The sequence below is a fragment of the Burkholderia territorii genome, assembly GCF_902833055.1.
Lineage (GTDB): Bacteria > Pseudomonadota > Gammaproteobacteria > Burkholderiales > Burkholderiaceae > Burkholderia > Burkholderia territorii.
Genome location: NZ_CADFEJ010000002.1, coordinates 486,171 through 502,948, shown reverse-complemented (window position 1 = coordinate 502,948; position 16,778 = coordinate 486,171). Strand labels below are relative to the sequence as shown.

Annotated in this window: 14 protein-coding genes and 1 pseudogene; 8 read left to right on the top strand and 7 right to left on the bottom strand. The window is 66.7% G+C overall.

The features are described from left to right. Nucleotides 1-10: 10 nt before the first annotated feature. A complete protein-coding gene (locus tag HW466_RS06825; RefSeq protein ID WP_151004895.1) occupies nt 11-898 on the bottom strand; it encodes an NmrA family NAD(P)-binding protein in 888 nt (295 codons plus the stop codon). Nucleotides 899-1,040: 142 nt separating this feature from the next. Next, nucleotides 1,041-1,964, bottom strand: coding sequence for an AraC family transcriptional regulator (locus HW466_RS06820; protein WP_059800534.1), 924 nt, complete (start codon nt 1,962-1,964; stop codon nt 1,041-1,043). Between HW466_RS06820 and HW466_RS31835 the strand changes: the two genes are divergently transcribed. Beyond that, entirely contained in the window at nt 1,963-2,352 is a 390-nt protein-coding gene (locus tag HW466_RS31835; RefSeq protein ID WP_230938161.1) for a hypothetical protein, read from the top strand. The two genes, HW466_RS06820 and HW466_RS31835, sit on opposite strands and share 2 nt — an antisense overlap. Before the next feature lie 59 nt (nt 2,353-2,411). Here HW466_RS31835 and HW466_RS06810 read toward each other — a convergent pair whose 3' ends face one another. Then, a complete protein-coding gene (locus HW466_RS06810) occupies nt 2,412-3,365 on the bottom strand; it encodes a LysR family transcriptional regulator (protein WP_059508028.1) in 954 nt (317 codons plus the stop codon). A gap of 100 nt (nt 3,366-3,465) precedes the next feature. Here HW466_RS06810 and HW466_RS06805 point away from each other — a divergent pair, with 100 nt between their 5' ends. The 3 genes from HW466_RS06805 (at nt 3,466) to HW466_RS06795 (ending at nt 7,382) form a co-directional block, all read left to right on the top strand. After that, nucleotides 3,466-4,824: an NAD(P)/FAD-dependent oxidoreductase gene (locus HW466_RS06805; protein ID WP_059508027.1), complete on the top strand. Its 1,359-nt coding sequence runs from the start codon at nt 3,466-3,468 to the stop codon at nt 4,822-4,824. 327 nt (nt 4,825-5,151) lie between these two features. Then, nucleotides 5,152-5,586, top strand: a complete 435-nt coding sequence (locus HW466_RS06800) for an HAD family hydrolase (RefSeq protein ID WP_059447488.1) — start codon at nt 5,152-5,154, stop codon at nt 5,584-5,586. A gap of 185 nt (nt 5,587-5,771) precedes the next feature. Further along, a complete protein-coding gene (locus HW466_RS06795) occupies nt 5,772-7,382 on the top strand; it encodes a histidine-type phosphatase (protein ID WP_174905748.1) in 1,611 nt (536 codons plus the stop codon). 91 nt (nt 7,383-7,473) lie between these two features. On the opposite strand, the pseudogene HW466_RS32245 reads toward HW466_RS06795, so the two are convergent. After that, nucleotides 7,474-7,632: pseudogene (locus tag HW466_RS32245) on the bottom strand (energy transducer TonB family protein); the annotation flags it as partial. A 91-nt stretch (nt 7,633-7,723) separates the two neighbouring features. Continuing rightward, nucleotides 7,724-8,260, bottom strand: coding sequence for a transcriptional regulator (locus HW466_RS06790; protein ID WP_244138219.1), 537 nt, complete (start codon nt 8,258-8,260; stop codon nt 7,724-7,726). 117 nt (nt 8,261-8,377) lie between these two features. Here HW466_RS06790 and HW466_RS06785 point away from each other — a divergent pair, with 117 nt between their 5' ends. The 4 genes from HW466_RS06785 (at nt 8,378) to HW466_RS06770 (ending at nt 14,479) form a co-directional block, all read left to right on the top strand. Continuing rightward, a complete protein-coding gene (locus tag HW466_RS06785) occupies nt 8,378-8,689 on the top strand; it encodes a hypothetical protein (protein WP_059508025.1) in 312 nt (103 codons plus the stop codon). A gap of 346 nt (nt 8,690-9,035) precedes the next feature. Beyond that, the gene (locus tag HW466_RS06780; RefSeq protein WP_151005337.1) at nt 9,036-10,682 is read left to right on the top strand and encodes an EAL domain-containing protein; all 1,647 of its coding nucleotides are present in this window, start codon (nt 9,036-9,038) and stop codon (nt 10,680-10,682) included. Between the two features lie 216 nt (nt 10,683-10,898). Then, nucleotides 10,899-13,265, top strand: coding sequence for a DNA polymerase II (locus HW466_RS06775; RefSeq protein ID WP_060348931.1), 2,367 nt, complete (start codon nt 10,899-10,901; stop codon nt 13,263-13,265). A 104-nt stretch (nt 13,266-13,369) separates the two neighbouring features. Further along, nucleotides 13,370-14,479 carry a J domain-containing protein gene (locus tag HW466_RS06770; RefSeq protein WP_060348930.1) on the top strand — a complete coding sequence of 370 codons (1,110 nt, stop codon included), beginning with the start codon at nt 13,370-13,372 and terminating at the stop codon, nt 14,477-14,479. Nucleotides 14,480-14,547: 68 nt separating this feature from the next. On the opposite strand, the gene HW466_RS06765 is transcribed toward HW466_RS06770, so the two are convergent. Beyond that, on the bottom strand, nt 14,548-15,444 hold the full coding sequence (locus HW466_RS06765) for a LysR family transcriptional regulator (protein WP_059508022.1): 897 nt from the start codon (nt 15,442-15,444) through the stop codon (nt 14,548-14,550). Nucleotides 15,445-15,523: 79 nt separating this feature from the next. After that, a complete protein-coding gene (locus HW466_RS06760; RefSeq protein ID WP_151005335.1) occupies nt 15,524-16,768 on the bottom strand; it encodes an acyl-CoA dehydrogenase family protein in 1,245 nt (414 codons plus the stop codon). Nucleotides 16,769-16,778: the final 10 nt, after the last annotated feature.

Genomic DNA, 16,778 nt, shown 5'->3' with positions numbered 1-16,778 from the left:
GTCGCGCCACTCACCGCGCGTGCCTGCGTACCAGCGCGGCGAGCGCTTCTTCCGGTGTCGTCGTCCCATGCACCCGCTCCGACACGCCGGCCTCGACGTCGATCTGCCCCGCGTTGTGCACGTCGTACAGATCGACGATCAGTTGCGCATGACGCTCGCTGAGGCCCGCGCGCAGCAGCGTCGTGGTCCATGCGTCGCGCGGCAGTTCGCGCGCGACGATCTCGCGGCTCGCGGCGGCGCCAAGCATCTGCGCGATGTCCCGCACGCTCATGCGCCGCGGCCCCTCGATGCTGACGATGCGCGGCCCGTTGGCGCTTTCGGCGGATTCGACCAGCAGCCGTGCCGCCGCGACGCCCACGTCGGGCGCCCACACCGTCGGAAACACCTTGTCGACCGGATGATGAAAACTCGGCAGCACGCCGGTTGCAAGCGCGACCGGCAGCACGCGCGTCCAGTTCTGCAGGTGTTCGGCCGAGCGCAGCAGCGTGAGCGTGGTCGGGACCGTCTTCAACTTTTCTTCCAGACGATGAAAGAGCCGCGTGATGCCCGTGTTGCCGTCAAGCTCGGCGCCGTAGTCCGATAACGCAAGCAGTGCCGGCGGCGGATTCGCGACGAGTGCGTCGGTCACGATGTCGAGCGTGCGCGCCATCGTCGCGGCCGGGTCGCTGTCGGCGACGGGCACCGGACACAGTATCTGCACGGCTTGCGCGCCGTCGATCGCCGCTGCGATCGCACGTGCGTCCGTCAAGTCGGCGATCGCCACTTCGCAGCCGAGTTGCGCGAAACGTTCGCGATGGCGGGTGTCGCGCAGCACCGCGCGCACGGGATGGCCCGCGTGGCGCAGGGTCGTCACGGTCGACGAGCCGACGTTGCCTGATGCTCCGAAAATAACGAACACGATCCGCTCCTGGAGGATGAAGGTGCGGCGATTGTCGGCCTGCGCGAACGGGAAGGCGCGCAGGCGTGGATGATGTGAACAGGAAAGGATGACCCGATGCGGGGCCGCGCTCGGATCGCGCGGCCCACCGGTTCGTCAGCGGCTATCGGCCGGGTGCCTTCGCATTGTCCTCGCCGTCGTAGGCGAGCCGCAAGCCGCCCCGCGCGCCGGAACGCGCGACCTCCGTGGGCGTCGCGCCCAGCACGCGATTCATCCAGTTCGCCATATGGCTCTGATGGGCAAACCCGGCTTCGAGCGCGATCTGGCTGATGCTGAGCCGGCCTTCGAGCAGCAACGTCTTCGCGCGCTCGACCCGGCGGCGCACCACGTACTGATGCACCGGCATCCCGAGCGTCTCGCGAAACAGCACCTTGAAATGCGGCACGCTGATCGACACGAGCGCCGCGAGCTCGGCAAGCGTCATGCGCCGTTCGAGGTTGGCCTCGACGTAGTCCACCACGCGCGCCGCCGCCTTCGGCGCGAGCGTGCGCCGGCGCTCGCGGAACACGGGTTGGCCGTCGACCAGTCGCGTGACGAGCGCCGTGCACAGGCTCTCCGCGTAGAGCGGGTCCGATGCGTCTTGCGCTTCGAGTTCGGCGGCCATCGCCCATGCGATGTGCTGCAGGCGCGGATCGCGCACCTGCAGCCGCCGGCGGATCTGCGCCTGCGACGGCTTCAGCTCGAGTTGCTCGACCGTGCGCCGCACGAACGTATCGCTGAGCATGACATGCAGGATCCGGCAGTCGGCGCTGTCGGTCCATTGGCCCGGCAGGCCGGCGGGAATCACGTCGATGTCGCCGTGCGCCTGGATGCGCGACACGCGTTCGCCGTCGCACACGCAATCCGCTCGCACGGGCGAGCCGATATGCACGCCGATGCGGTGATGATCCGCGGCCGGAATCCGGTATGTGCCCGCGCGAATCTCCAGCAGCGCCGCGCCGAAGCCGCGCCAGCCGAGCCCGCGGCTGGAACGCAGGCTGACCGGCACGCCGTTGTCGGCCGGCGCGGCCTGAATCGGATCGCTCATGGTCCTTCTCCACCAGATCGTGGGTCGAACGCGCATTGTGACGCTTTTTCCGGCCGCCTGCCGGGCGCGCATTGCCATTCCCCGCCCGGCAGAAAAAGATCATCCATTCCTGCTCCGCGCCATCCTTGCCTGCGCGCCGACGGCCGCCACGGCGCTTACGATGCCTCATCCGACACCTACGGAGACCGTCATGCCCCATTGCTGCCCACCACGCGCGGCGTTCATCCCCGCTTCGCCGTCCCGCGCCGCCCGTCGTGCGGCCAGCGCCGCGCCCCGCAACGCGCGGTCCGCCTTCGCCGCGCGATGCCTGCGGGTGATCGGCTGGTACCGGCTCGAACGGCTGCTTGCGTCGATTCCCGACAGCAACGACGACTTCGGGATCGTTTGACCGACGCAACGCGCGGCACGCACATGTCGCGTGTGTGCCGCGCGTGTGCCTGCATGCGCCTACTTTCGCCGCCGCTCGTGCGGCGCCACCGTCGCGCCGTCGATCACCGGCGCGCCCTGCTTGATCAGGAAGTCCCGAAACAGTCCCGTGACCTGCGAGATTCGCCGGTCGGCGAGCGTGATCACGTACCACTCGCGCACGATCGGATTGCCCGGAAACGGCAGTTGCCCGAGCAGCCCCGTGCGCAATTCGAGCGCACACGCGTGCAACGACAGGAACGCGACGCCGAGCCCGGCTTCGGCCATCTGCTTGATCGCCTCGTTGCTCGACAGTTCGGATCCCACATGAAAGCGGTAGCCGGCCGTCTTGAACAGGCTCTCGACGGTCGAACGCGTGCCCGCGCCGCGTTCGCGCACGAGCAGGTGCGCGGATTCGAGATCCTTGAGCGCGACGCGCTTGCGCTGCATCAGCGGATGGCCCGGCGCCGCGACGAACACCATCGGGTGCTTCGCGAACTCCACCGCGTGCGTGCGCAGCTCCTTCGGCGCGCTGCCCATCACCGCGAGATCGATTTCATGCGTGGCGAGCATGCGAATGATGTCGTCGCGATTGCCGACCTTGAAATAGGTCTTCACGTGCGGTCGCGTCGCGGTGAATTTCACCAGCAGCGGCGGAATCAGATACTCGGCCGTCGTGATCGCGCCGATCCGCAGCGTGCCGCCGAGATCGCCCGTCAGTGCGGCGACCTCGTCGCCGGCCTCGCTCCACAGATGCAGGATCTCGCGCGCATAGCGCGCCACGATCTCACCGGCGGCGGTCAGCTGCACGCCGCGCCCGACCCGCTGCAGCAGCGCGGCACCGACCGCCTCCTCGAGCAGGCGAACCTGCAGCGACACGGCCGGCTGCGTCAGGTTCAGCTCCTCGGCCGCGCGCGACACGCTGCCCAACCGCGCGATCATGTCGAGCGCCTTCAGCTGCCGGAACGTCGCGGTCTTTCCTATAAGTGAATACATATGAGTCGCTTATAAACATTAAATTGTTCGCGTAGGTTCAAAACTATATCGTCGGTCCTTGAGCAATGTCATCCGAATCGTCATCAGCGGGAGCCACAACATGGACCACATCACGCCTACCCTTGCAACGGACCGCGCACCGCGCGTGCCGCGCATTGTGATCGTCGGCGGCGGCGCCGGCGGCCTGCAGCTCGCCACGCGCCTCGGCGACACGGTCGGCCGCCGCGGCCAAGCCGACGTCGTGCTCGTCGACCGCTACCCGACGCACTTCTGGAAGCCGCTGCTGCACGAAGCCGCGTCCGGCCATCGCGATCCGGCCTCGCACACGATCGAATACGCGGCGCAGGCGAAGCGCCACGGCTTTCGCTTCGTTCAGGGCGCGCTGCAGCGGGTCGACCGCGCGGCACGCACGGCGACGATCGCGCCGGTGCATGACGCGGACGGCACGGAGATCCTGCCGCAACGCGAGCTCGGCTACGACGATCTCGTGCTGGCCGTCGGCAGCGTGACGAACTTCTTCAACGTGCCGGGCGCCGCACGGCACGCGCTGCCGCTCGAAAATCTCGACCAGGCCGAGGATTTCCGCCGCAAGTTCCTGGCCGCCTGCACGAAGGCCAACCATCTGGCCGAGCAGCAGCCGGCGCACCGCGCGGCACCGATCTGCATCAACGTGATCGGCGCGGGCGCGACGGGTGTCGAACTGGCCGCGGCGCTGCGCCATGCGATCCAGCAACTGACGACCTATCGCTTCAAGGCGCTGGTGTCCGCGCGCGACGTGCACATCCGGCTGATCGAAGGCGGCCCGCGCATTCTGCCGGCGCTCGACGAAAGGCTGTCGGCCAGGATGCACGCGCAACTGCGCACGCTGAACGTCGACGTGCTGACGGATACGCGCGTCGCGGAAGTGGGCGCGGACGCGGTCACGACCGCGACCGGCGAGCGGCTCGCGAGCGACATCACGATCTGGGCGGCCGGCGTCGCGGGCCCCGCGATCCTGCGCGAACTCGGCGACATCGCGCTCAACCGGTCGAACCAGGTGGTCGTGACCGATACGCTGCAGACGCCCGACGATCCGCACGTGTATGCGTTCGGCGACTGTGCCGCATGCCCGTCGGCCGATGCGAGCGGTTTCCTGCCGCCGCGCGCACAGGTCGCGCATCAGCAGGCCGTGTATCTCGCCGATGCGCTCGCGCGGCGTCTCGCCGGCAAGCCGGTGCCGGGCTTCACGTTCCGCGACGCGGGTACCGTCGTGTCGCTCGGTCAGGCGGGCGCCGTGTACCAGGCCGATCTCGGCGTGCGTTCGCGCTCGCTGATCGTCGACGGGCTCGCCGCGATCGGACTGTACAAGTTCCTGTACCGCAAGCATCTGTTCAGCGTGTACGGACTGAAGCGCGCGCTGTTCCAGTCGCTGAGCCATTGGCTGCAAAGCCGCAACCAGCCTTCGATCAAGCTGCACTGATCGACGATCGCCACGCGGCGTCGCAAGAGACGGCGTATCGGGCGCATCTCGCCCGATACGCCGTTTTTTTCATCTGCACACAGCCGGTGCATCGAGATCGTGCGCGCGTTTGGTGCATCACATCGAACCGCGTCGATACGATGCAAATCGTCCGGAAAACACGGTGTCACGCGCCTCCCGCGCCAGCATTGGCTCGCGGCATCATTCATTAGTCGAATCGTATGAGTCGAATATAAATATTAATTGGTCGCATATTCCGGATCGACGCTAAGGTGTTCGGCATTCCCGTCCGCGAACGGATCGTCACGTCTCAGGAGAGGAATCACCGTGGTCATCGAAGCCATCGTCACCCGTCTCGACGCCGCATTCGCGCAGATCGAAGCGACACCGGATTCGCACGAATCGCGCAACCAGCGCGATGCGATCATCCAGTGGCTCGACAGCGCGTCGGAGCAAGGATATCGACTGGGTCTCGTCACGACGCTGCCTGCCGCCCGGCTCAGCGACATGTTCGAAGGCCAGTTCGGCCGCGCGAACCTCGACCGCTTCTCGGTCGTCGTGACCGACGCACATCAGCAGGACTCCGTAGGAAATCAGCATCCGTTCGACGTCGCGCTTCAGGCGCTGGGCGTGCCGCCCGAGCGCGCGGTGGCTGTCGCGAGCAGCGAACCGGAACGCCGCGAAGCCGAGACGTTCGGGCTGTCGCGTTGCGTGCGCATCACCGACACGATGCGATCGATCGCATCGGCAGGCCTGCACTGACCTGAGCACCTGCATGCGGGCCGGCTCGCGCCGGCCGGTCGCGATCCGGCATCACGCCGACGATTGCCCGACCAAATCCTGACATTCTGCTGTCAAAGTCGCTTGCAACACTTGCGGACTCGACCGATCCCGCCCGGACACGGAACGACGCGCTTGCCGCCTCGTTCCATCCGTTTCAAGCCACGATGACACGCCCTATCCGCACCGCTACCGCCGTCGCCTTCGCCTGCCTGCTGCTCGCCGCATGCGGCGGGGAAGAAACGTCGACCGTGCCTGCCGCGTCGGCAGACAACGGCAGCACGCAACCGGCACCCGCGCCGGCACCGACGCCCGCGACCTACTACCAGACGAAGACGCCCTATCGCCCGCAGCAGGACGCGGCGACCTACGAAGCGCCGCCCGCCGGCTATACGCCGGTGTATACGGAACTCGTCGCGCGGCACGGCTCGCGCGGACTGTCGGGCTTCAAATACGACGGTGCGATCTACGCGATGCTGGCGAAGGCCGAAGCCGACGGCGCACTGACCGCGCTCGGCGCGCAGCTGAAGGCCGACACGTACACGATGATGAAGGCCAACGCGCTGCTCGGCTACGGCGTGCAGGGAATTTCGACGCCCGGCTACGGCAATCTCACGCAAACCGGCATCCGCGAACATCAGCAACTCGCCGCGCGGCTCGCGCAACGGTTGCCGGCACTGTTCGCGTCGGGTGGCCGGCAGATCGTCGTCGTCAACTCGGGGCAGGACCGCGCGGTCGACAGTTCGACCTACTTCTCGACCGCGCTCGTCGCCGCGCAGCCGGCACTCGCCGCCGCGATCACGCTGCCGGCCGCGCCGTCCGGCTATCCGGCGAGCGCGCCGGTCGCGCAGCCCGCCGGCACCAACCGCTTCCTGCTGTATTTCCATGCGCTGAAGCCGGCCACCGATCTCGTCACCGATACAGCCGATCCGTATTACGCGACCTACCAGGCCAGCCAGGCTTACCAGGCCTATTCGAACGATACGGCAGTCGCGGACAAGCTGAAGACGATCAAGGCCGCGCCGCAAGTCGCGGATGTCGCGCAAACGGTGCTGGCCGCGCTGGTGTCGCAAGCGTTCATCGCGAAGCTCGGCACGGACGGCTATACGTTCGCGAACACGGGGACCTTCGCGTTCACGTCGCCGGACGGCAAGTTCACCAATACGCTGAAGGGCGACGGCAAGACGAAGATCGCGTCGGCCGTCGATGCGGTGAACGTGCTGTACAACCTGCTGCAGGTCGCGCCCGCGATGACGGCCGAGACGGGCGGCGTCACGATGGAGAAATACATCGGCGCGGAGCAGGCGCAAACGCTCGCCTATCTGCAAGATGCGGAGGACTATTACCAGAAAGGCCCCGGCATCCAGGAAGCGAATCCGGTCACGTACCGGATGGCGAAGGTGCTGCAGGACGACTTCTTCAGCGAGGTCGACGCGATCGCGCGCGGCGACCTCACGCGTGCCGCGAAGCTGCGCTTCACGCATGCGGAAATCGTGATTCCGTTCGCGTCGATCATGAACCTGAAGAACGTGTTCGTGCCGACGCCGCAGGCGCAGACCTACACGTATGCGAACAACCCGTGGCGCGGCGATCAGGTGTCGCCGATGGCCGCGAACATGCAGTGGGACGTGTACCGGAACGGCTCGCGGATCATCGTGAAGATGCTGTACAACGAGCGCGAGACGGACTTCCAGGCATCGTGCGACGGTGCGAAGATCGCCGCGGGGAGCCACTTCTACGATTACGCGGGATTGAAGCGCTGCTACGGGTATTCGTGACGCACCGTCTGTCGACCGGGTAATCGAGATCGTGCCAGCGCTTCGCCGATTTCCCGCCGGAGCCGAGGTGACCGCCGGGGAAGCGCATCACCGCAATCGCGTGAAGCGCCTTCTCGTCGAGCGCGGCGTCGCCGCAACTGCGCCTGACCTTCAGATCGCGGACTCGCCCGTGCTCGTCGAGCCACACACGCACGATCACACGCCTTCTCGACGTGCCGTTCTGCACGCCGCGTGACAGCAGGCGGTCCATCAGCGACATGATGGTTCTCCGTGGTGATCGAATGTTTCGGTTGTCATGGCGCGCGGGCGACGGATCGATGCGCGCCGGCCCGCGTGCAACGTCAATGCTTGATGGTCGCGCTTGGGTGCGCTGTCCGCGCGACCTTCGGCTTTGCGACGACGGGTGTCCTCGGATCGACACCGGCCGCGTGCTCGACCTTGCCGGTCTTCCCGGCCGCCGCGTGCGGCTTCGACACGGGTTTCGCATCGGCCTGCGCCCCGGCCCGCGCATTCGACGTCGAAGAGGCGGGTTGCCGCCCAGGCTTCACGGGCGCTGCGGCATGCGCCGCCACGGGCGAATGCTTGACCTGTTGTGCGTACCCCTTGACGTCGTGATCGCTCATCCACGATTCCGTATACGCCGCCGACGCGGCCTGCGACAGGTTGAGATACGCGACCGATGCGACGAGAAAGGCACGAATATGCGTGCGACGATTCAATGCGGTAATGACGAATGCTCCTTGCGAACTGGCTTGACGCGCCGTGATCGGCGCCGTCGTGGCGGCACGATAAATGAGCGCATTCGCCATCGCAAGGGTGTGAGGGGCGATCCAAACGATTCTTGACGTTTGAGCGATCGATCCGGTGTGCGAGACCACTCATGCGCCGCGTTCGACCGCGCCGGAGATGCCCGTGTCGTCGCGCATGCGGGGCCTCGGAGGCGTGCCGAACTCGGGGCCGCAGACGATGTCGAACGTGCATCGCCGGAGAATCACATGAAACGCGCCGCTCCTTTTGCCCTGCTGGTCCTGCTTGCTGCCGTCAGCGTGCCGGCGGTCGCCGGCCCGGCCGCGGACAACGCCGCCGCGCCGGTCGCGCAGCCAGCGCGAAACTGCGTGCCGTCGTCCGCGTCCACCGGCACGGCGCCCGGCTCCCGCGCGGCGTCGAAGGCCCCGCCGATCCGGATCTGCGTCGGCGATTCCGATACGCAGCTGAACCTGCCGTGGTTCCTGACCGACGTCCTCACCGCCGTGGACACGCATCAATCGCCCCGCGACCTGCTCCACAAGATGCGCAACGACTTCTGAAGCTCGACGGCCGGAAGTGACGCGCGACGCAAATATTTCCCGTCGAGCATCAATCTCGATATTTCGCGATTTTTTGAACAGCATTATTTCGTAATCCCGTGTGACACACCTTATACTTGCCGCGCACCATCCTCGTGCCAAGAGACGGTGTCTTAAGTCCCGGCCGCACATCGATGCGGCCGGGTTTTTTTTGGGTTGCGACACCGATATACATGCATGGGCAATGTATGTTATGAAGAATTCCATCCGCGCGCGCCGCGATGCCGCTTCCCCGGTTTCGCAAGCGTAGAATCGATTTGCGTCCCGATATCGGCGCGAGCCGCGGTGCCCCGGCCAGGCACGGCGAATGCCTCGTACGAATTCACCGACCGGTTCGACCTGCATTCACATGCGCAAAACAACAAGTACGACCCGAGGACCGTCCGCGCCCGCACCGCGCCCGAAACCCGCGTTCCAGCGCAGCGGCGCGTGGCCGCGCATCGTCTTCCCGGTTGCGCTGATCGTGTGCATCCTCGTGTTCGTGCTGGCGCTCGTCGTAGCCGGGCGCCTGGCGCGCGACGCGATTGCGCGGCACGAAAGCGACGTCGCGAACGACATCGTGATATCGGTCGACCGCATCCTCGACGGGATTCGCTCGCGGCACCCGGACGAATTGAATGCGCTGGTCGGGCAGCCCTGCACGACGATCTTCCGGACACTCGCCGAAGTAGGCACTCACCTTCGCTATCTTCGGGCTGTCGCGCTCGCGAACGGCGGTCGTGTCACCTGCTCGTCGGCGCTGGGCGCGATCGACGTCCCGCTCGATGCATACATTCACGCGCCGGCGCCGGGGATGACGGCCATCACGCTGCTTCGGCAAACGCCGTTTCAGCATCAGGTTCCGGTGCTGGCGGCGTTTCGCGCAACCGCGCCCGGCTCGGGCGTCCTGTATCTGGTCGAAGGCGACTATGTGGCCGACATGCTCGCGCACGGAACCCGCTTCGGCGCGGAGACGGCCACGCTGTCGATCGACGGCGCGGGAAGCATCGATCAGTACGGCGCGTTCGTGGCGCCACGCGGCGCGCCACCGGCAACGGGCAGCAAGATCGCGTCGAAAGCGTGGCCGTTCACGGTCTCCGTCACCTCGGCCGAACCCTACGTCTGGCAGGTGCATCGGCGCTACCGGCTCATCTGCCTGACGATCGCGCTGCTGGTCAACGGCCTCGTCGCGGCCGCGTACCTGATCGCGATGGCGCCGCGCCGGCTGTTGCTGAAGGCCGTTCGCAATGCGCTGAAGCGCAACGAATTGCACGTCGTCTACCAGCCGATCATCGACATCGAAACGCGCACGACCGTCGGCGTCGAGGCGTTGCTGCGCTGGCACCATCCGAAATGGGGAGCCATCAGCCCGGCCGTGTTCGTGCCGCAGGTCGAGTCAAGCGCGGTCCTGCCGAAGCTGACCGAGTTCGTGCTGCGGACAGCCGTATCGGATCTGACCGCACTCGCGCCGTCGGTGCCGCTGCGCATCGCGGTCAACGTCGCGCCGAAGGATCTTGAACGCGCGCGCTTCGTGTCCGTCATCGAGGACACGATCGGCCGGCTTCCGCCGGGCTGCACGCTGGTGCTCGAAGTCACCGAGCGCATCCTGCTCGAGAAGAATCCGCGCACCACCGGGATGTTCGCCACATTGCGCGCGAAAGGCGCGAAGTTCGCGATCGACGACTTCGGCACGCATCACAGCAACCTCGACATGCTGTCGCGCTTTCCGTTCGACTACGTGAAGATCGATCGACAGTTCATCTCGCAGCTCACGACGGGCAACGCGAAACTGATCGAAGGGATCGCGGCGGTCGCCCACCACTACGGGCTGAAGATCATTGCCGAGGGCGTGGAGACCGAAGAGCAGCACCGCGCGCTGCATGCGGTCGGGATTCAGTATGCGCAGGGCTATCTGTATCAGCGGCCACGGCGAGCGGAACACCTGAAGTGGAATTTCGCGCCGATGCCGGCGTGAATGCCGCATCGGCGCCGAACGTTCGGCAGACGAATACGCGACACACACGCGTCATCCGCTCTGCGCGCGACGCCGGCTGCGTCACGCCGCCGATGCGCCGCGTGCGGGATCGCGCGGTGTCCTCCTGCCATCTGGTGCCATCGATTCCGCCTTCGGCGGAAACCGCGCGAGAGGCGCTAAAATCCGCCGCCTGGGCATCCACGACGGGCAAGCGTTTTGACGGAGTTCGAGCAGGGTTTCATCCTCACCCGCCACTGGCGGGACACCGCATCCGGCATCGAGATCGAGTTCTGGCTGGCGACCGAACGCGGTCCGCGCCGCGTGCGGCTGCGCCCGCAGGAAGCCGTCGCGTTCGTGCCGGTCGAGCAGCAGGCGCTCGCCGAACGCGCGCTCGCCGGCGAACGCGATGCGCAACTTCGCCCGCTCGCATTGCGCGACTTCCGCCAGCGCGCGGTTGCCGGCCTCTACTGCCGCCGCTACCGCCATCTGTCCGGACTCCAGAAACGCCTCGCCGCGGCCGGCGTCGACGTCTACGAAGCCGACGTGCAGCCGCCCGACCGCTACGCGATGGAGCGCTTCATTACCGCGCCCGTGCTGTTTCGCGGCACGGCCGGCCGCGACGGCACGCTGACCGACGCCGAACTGAAGCCCGCGACCGGCTATCGGCCGACGCTGCGCTGCGTGTCGCTCGACATCGAAACGAGCGTTCACGGCGAACTCTATTCGATCGCGCTCGAAGGCTGCGGACAGCGACAGGTCTACATGCTCGGCCCGCCGAACGGCGACGCGCCGGCCGTCGACTTCCGCCTCGACTACTGCGACAGCCGGGCCGAGATCCTCGCGCGCATCAACGACTGGTTCGCCGAACACGATCCCGATGCGGTGATCGGCTGGAATCTCGTGCAGTTCGACCTGCGCATCCTGCACGCGCACGCGGAACAATACGGCGTGCCGCTGAAGCTCGGCCGCGGCGGCAGCGTGCTCGAATGGCGCGCGCACGGGCAGCAACCCGACCATTTCTTCGCGGGCGCGGCCGGCCGCCTGATTCTCGACGGCATCGACATGCTGAAATCGGCGACGTGGACGTTTCCGTCATTCAGCCTCGAATACGTGTCGCAGTCGCTGCTCGGCGAAGGCAAGTCGATCGACAATCCGTATCAGCGAATGGACGAGATCCAGCGTCGCTTCGATCACGACAAGCCGGCGCTCGCGCACTACAACCTGAAGGACTGCGAACTCGTCACGCGCATCTTCGAGAAGGCCGACCTGCTGTCGTTCGCGCTCGAACGCGCGACCGTCACGGGCCTCGCGGCCGATCGCACCGGCGGCTCGGTTGCCGCGTTCACGCACCTGTACCTGCCGCGCATGCACCGGCTCGGCTACGTCGCGCCGAACCTCGGTGACGTGACGGGCCAGAACAGCCCCGGCGGCTTCGTGATGGATTCGCGGCCCGGCCTGTACGATTCGGTGCTCGTGTTCGACTACAAGAGCCTTTATCCGTCGATCATCCGCACGTTCCTGATCGATCCGGTCGGGTTGATCGAGGGGCTCGCGCATCCGGGCGACGACACGTCGGTGCCCGGCTTCCTCGGCGCGCGTTTCTCGCGTACCGCGCATTGCCTGCCCGACATCGTGCGGCGCGTGTCGGAAGGCCGCGACGAAGCGAAACGCCAGCGCAACGCGCCGCTGTCGCAGGCGCTGAAGATCATCATGAACTCGTTCTACGGCGTGCTCGGCTCGACCGGCTGCCGCTTCTTCGACCCGCGCCTCGCGTCGTCGATCACGATGCGCGGCCACGAGATCATGCATCGCACGCGCGAGCTGATCGAGGCGCAGGGCTACGAAGTCATCTATGGCGATACCGATTCGACCTTCGTCTGGCTCGGGCGCGAGCACGACGACGATGCAGCCGCCGCCAAGGGCCGCGCGCTCGTCGACCACGTGAACCGCTGGTGGCACGCGCATCTGCGCGATCGCTTCGGGCTGGAAAGCGCGCTCGAGCTGCAGTACGAGCGGCATTACCGGCGCTTCCTGATGCCGACCGTGCGCGGCGCGGAGGAAGGCAGCAAGAAGCGCTATGCGGGCCTCGCGCGCGCGGCGAACGGCGGCGAGGACCTCGTGTTCAAGGGCCTCGAAACGGTGCGCACCGACTGGACGCCGCTCGCGCAGGCCTTCCAGCGCGAACTCTACCGGCGCGTGTTCAAGCGCGAACCGTATCGGGACTTCATTCGCGACTACGTGCGCCGCACGCTCGCCGGCGAATACGACGCGCAGCTCGTCTATCGCAAGCGCGTGCGCCGGCCGTTGAGCGAATACCAGCGCAACGTGCCGCCGCACGTGCGCGCTGCGCGAATCGCGGACGAATTCAACCACGCGCGCGGCCGGCCGCTGCAGTACCAGCGCGGCGGCTGGATCAGCTACGTGATGACGACGGCCGGCCCCGAGCCGCTCGAGACGATGCGCTCGCCGATCGACTACGCGTTTTACGTGAGCCGTCAGTTGCAGCCCGTCGCCGATGCGATCCTGCCGTTCCTGCGCGACGATTTCGAAGGCGTGATTTCGGGGCAGGGGCAATTGTTCTGAGCTTGCCGCGTGACGTGCACGGCTTCCGGTGCCGACCGTCTCGCCGCCGACCACGTAAAATACCGGCCTGCCGCGCCTCCCGCCGCGGCCGGAGGACATTCATCATGACCGCACGTCGCGGTGCCGCGGTCGCCATCGCGCCCGGTCACGAGGCAGCCAGCCTGTCGAAAGCCCAGAAGACGTTCAATACGCTCGTCGAGCACATCGAAAAGCGGCGCGAACGGCTGCGCGCGTGGGAAGCCGTCATGCCCGCGTTCCAGAAGAAATTCGTCGACGGGCTGTTGCCGCTCGAACAGGAAGCGACGGCGCTGCGGATCAGGCTGATTCATCTGCTCGACGACACGTTCCTGCGAAAAGGCTTGAGCAAGGCCGAACAGCGCACGCTGTCCGACCTCATCGCCGATATGGCGCGCGACGTGCTGCACGTCAGCGACGACGCGGCGTTGAAGGTCATCTACAACCGGCACGCCGAATCCGCGCACGTCGGCGGCGCAGCGGCCGAACCCGCCGCGAAGCAGCACGAACCGGACGCGCCGGCGGATCTCGACTCGTTGTCGCCTGACGAACTCGCCGAGCGGATGCAAGCCGAACTCGACGCGCAGTTCGAGCGCGACATGGCCGCTTACGCGGCGCGCGAGGCGCAGCGCGCGAAGCGCAGGAAATCGCCGAAGCAGTCGGCCGCGCAGGCCAGGATCGAGGCCGAGCAAGCCGAATCGAACAAGTCGATCCGCGAGATCTATCGCAAGCTCGCGAGCGCGCTGCATCCCGATCGAGAAACCGATCCCGGCGAACAGCAGCGCAAGACGGCACTGATGCAGCAGGTCAACCGCGCGTACGAGAAGGGCAACCTGCTGCAGTTGCTGGAACTGCAGCTGGAGATCGAACAGATCGACAGACGCACGATCGACGGACTCAGCGAAGCGCGGCTCACGCGCTACAACGGCATCCTCGAGGAACAACTGCGTGAGCTCGATCAGGAGATCCGGCACGTGGAGAACGATTTCCGGCGGACCTACGGCATCGCGTCGTCCACCAAGGTCGCGCCCGATACGGTCCTGCGCATGCTCGCGCGCGACATAGCAGGCACGCAGCGCGCCAACCAGGATCTGACCGTCGCGCTGCGCGAGTTCGAGGATCCGGACAACGTCAAGGGTTGGCTGAAGGACATGAAGCGGTGGCCGGCATCGACCCGCTTCGACGACGATTCGTATTGAGCGAAGCACGCGCCGGCCGACGCGCGGCGCGCGGCGCCCTGTGCGCTTGTCTCATCGCGTCGCGGCGCCTAACCCATCCCGCCCATCAGCGTCATCAACTGCTCACGCAGCCAGCGACTGCCCTGATCCTGATCGGCGCTGCGATGCCAGTAGCAGAAGTATTCGAGCGCCGGCATCTCGAACGGCAGTTCGAGAATCCGCGCCGGGTAGCGCTGCAGCAGCCGCAGCGGCGCCGTCAGCGCAAGATCGCCGCGCATCGCGATCAGCGGCGCGACCATGTAGTGCTGCACGCGCATCTGGATGTTGCGGCGCAGCCCGAGCCGCGTCAGCTCCGCATCGACGTGCCCGCTGCCCTTGCGGCGGCTCGACACATGGATGTGGCCCATCGACAGGTAGTCGTCCATGGTCAGCGTGTCGCCCTTGAACGGGTGGTCGTCGCGGATCATGCACGCGTAGCGGTCTCGCACGAGCAGCGCCTGGTGCAGGTGCGGATCGCCGATCAGCGGCGCGTCGATCGCGATGTCGACGGAGCCGTTCGCGAGCGCGGTCGCCACTTCGCGGCGGTCCATCGTGTAGCTGCGCACGTGCATGCCGGGCGCATGCGTCTGCAGCAGTTCGCCGAGCGCGGGCAGCAGCAGCGCCTCGGTCAGGTCGCTCATGCTGAGCCGAAACACGCGCTCGGACGAAGCGGGATCGAACACATCGCCTTCGTGCGCGCTCGAATCGAGCAGTTGCAGCGCCTCGCGCACGCGGCCGACGATGTTCTCGGCCATCGGCGTCGGCATCATCCCGGCCGGCGTGCTGACGAACAGCGGGTCGTTGAGCGTCTTGCGCAGCCGCGCCAGCGCATTGCTGACGGCCGGCTGCGTGAGGTTCAGCACCTCGGCCGCCCGCGTCAGGTTGCGCTTGTTGTAGATCGCCTCGAATACGACGAACAGGTTCAGATCAATCTTCGAAAGACGCATCGCCGGATCTCCTTGCCGGCATCTTAATACGGCGTGCGTCTGCGGTTCGCCCACGTCGCGTTCGCGCGCGGAGCACCGCTCAGCCGCGCGGCGGCCGCGTCAGGTACGGCTCGGTCGAGCCGCGCACGGCGTCCTTGATCTCCATGCGCGCGATCGCCTGCAGGTGCACCTCGTCCGGGCCGTCGGCGAAGCGCAGCGCGCGGCCCCAGGTCCACAGGTCGGCGAGCGGCGTGTCGGGGCTCAGACCCATCGCGCCGAACACCTGCATCGCGCGGTCGCACACGTCCGTGTACACCGTCGGCACGAGCGCCTTGATCATCGAGATTTCCTTGCGCGCCGCCTTCGCGCCGACCTTGTCGATCATCCATGCGGCCTTCAGCACGAGCAGGCGCGCCTGGTCGATCTCGATGCGCGAGCGCGCGATCCATTCGCCGATCGTGCCGTGCCGGTTCAGCGGCTTGCCGAACGCTTCGCGCGACTGCGCGCGGTCGATCATCAGTTCCAGTGCGAGCTCGGCCGCGCCGATCGAACGCATGCAGTGATGAATGCGGCCCGGCCCGAGGCGCGCCTGCGCAAGCGCGAAGCCACTGCCTTCTTCGCCGAGCAGGTTGCGCGCCGGCACGCGCACGTTGTCGAACGTGATCTCGCAGTGCCCTTCGGGCGCGTGATGATTGACCACCGTGATGTTGCGCACGACCGTCACGCCCGGCGTGTCGCGCGGCACGAGGATCATGCTCTGCTGCTGGTGCGATTCCGCCTGCGGATCGGTCTTGCCCATCACGATGAAGATCCGGCAATTCGGATGCGCGGCGTTCGTGATGAACCATTTGCGGCCGTTGATCACGTATTCGTCGCCCGCGCGCTCGATGCGCGTCGTGATGTTGGTCGCGTCCGACGACGCGACGTCAGGCTCCGTCATCGCGAACGCCGAACGGATCTCGCCGCGCAACAGCGGCAGCAGCCACTGTTCGCGCTGCTCGGGCGTCGCGAACATGTGCAGCAACTCCATGTTGCCGGTATCCGGCGCGTTGCAGTTGAACACCTCCGACGCCCAGCTCACGCGCCCCATGATCTCGGCGAGCGGCGCGTATTCGAGGTTGGTCAGGGCCGTGCCCGGCTCGTCGGCCTTCAGGTGCGGCAGGAACAGGTTCCACAGCCCTTCGGCCTTCGCGCGCTCCTTCAGCGCCTCCATGAACGACACGGGATACTGCCCCGCATGCACTTCCTCGTTCCACTGACGAATGCGCGGCACGATATGCGCGTCCATGAATGCACGCACGCGTTCGCGCAGTTCTTCCACTTTCGGGGTGTAGCCAAAGTCCATGATCGACTCC

Coding starts and splice junctions, on each gene's coding strand:
- HW466_RS06780 (WP_151005337.1), top strand. CDS start 9,036: ATGCCTCGTACGAATTCACCGACCGGTTCGACCTGCATTCACATGCGC.
- HW466_RS06795 (WP_174905748.1), top strand. CDS start 5,772: ATGACACGCCCTATCCGCACCGCTACCGCCGTCGCCTTCGCCTGCCTG.
- HW466_RS06770 (WP_060348930.1), top strand. CDS start 13,370: ATGACCGCACGTCGCGGTGCCGCGGTCGCCATCGCGCCCGGTCACGAG.
- HW466_RS06810 (WP_059508028.1), bottom strand. CDS start 3,365: ATGTATTCACTTATAGGAAAGACCGCGACGTTCCGGCAGCTGAAGGCG.
- HW466_RS06785 (WP_059508025.1), top strand. CDS start 8,378: ATGAAACGCGCCGCTCCTTTTGCCCTGCTGGTCCTGCTTGCTGCCGTC.
- HW466_RS06765 (WP_059508022.1), bottom strand. CDS start 15,444: ATGCGTCTTTCGAAGATTGATCTGAACCTGTTCGTCGTATTCGAGGCG.
- HW466_RS31835 (WP_230938161.1), top strand. CDS start 1,963: ATGGTCCTTCTCCACCAGATCGTGGGTCGAACGCGCATTGTGACGCTT.
- HW466_RS06805 (WP_059508027.1), top strand. CDS start 3,466: ATGGACCACATCACGCCTACCCTTGCAACGGACCGCGCACCGCGCGTG.
- HW466_RS06820 (WP_059800534.1), bottom strand. CDS start 1,964: ATGAGCGATCCGATTCAGGCCGCGCCGGCCGACAACGGCGTGCCGGTC.
- HW466_RS06760 (WP_151005335.1), bottom strand. CDS start 16,768: ATGGACTTTGGCTACACCCCGAAAGTGGAAGAACTGCGCGAACGCGTG.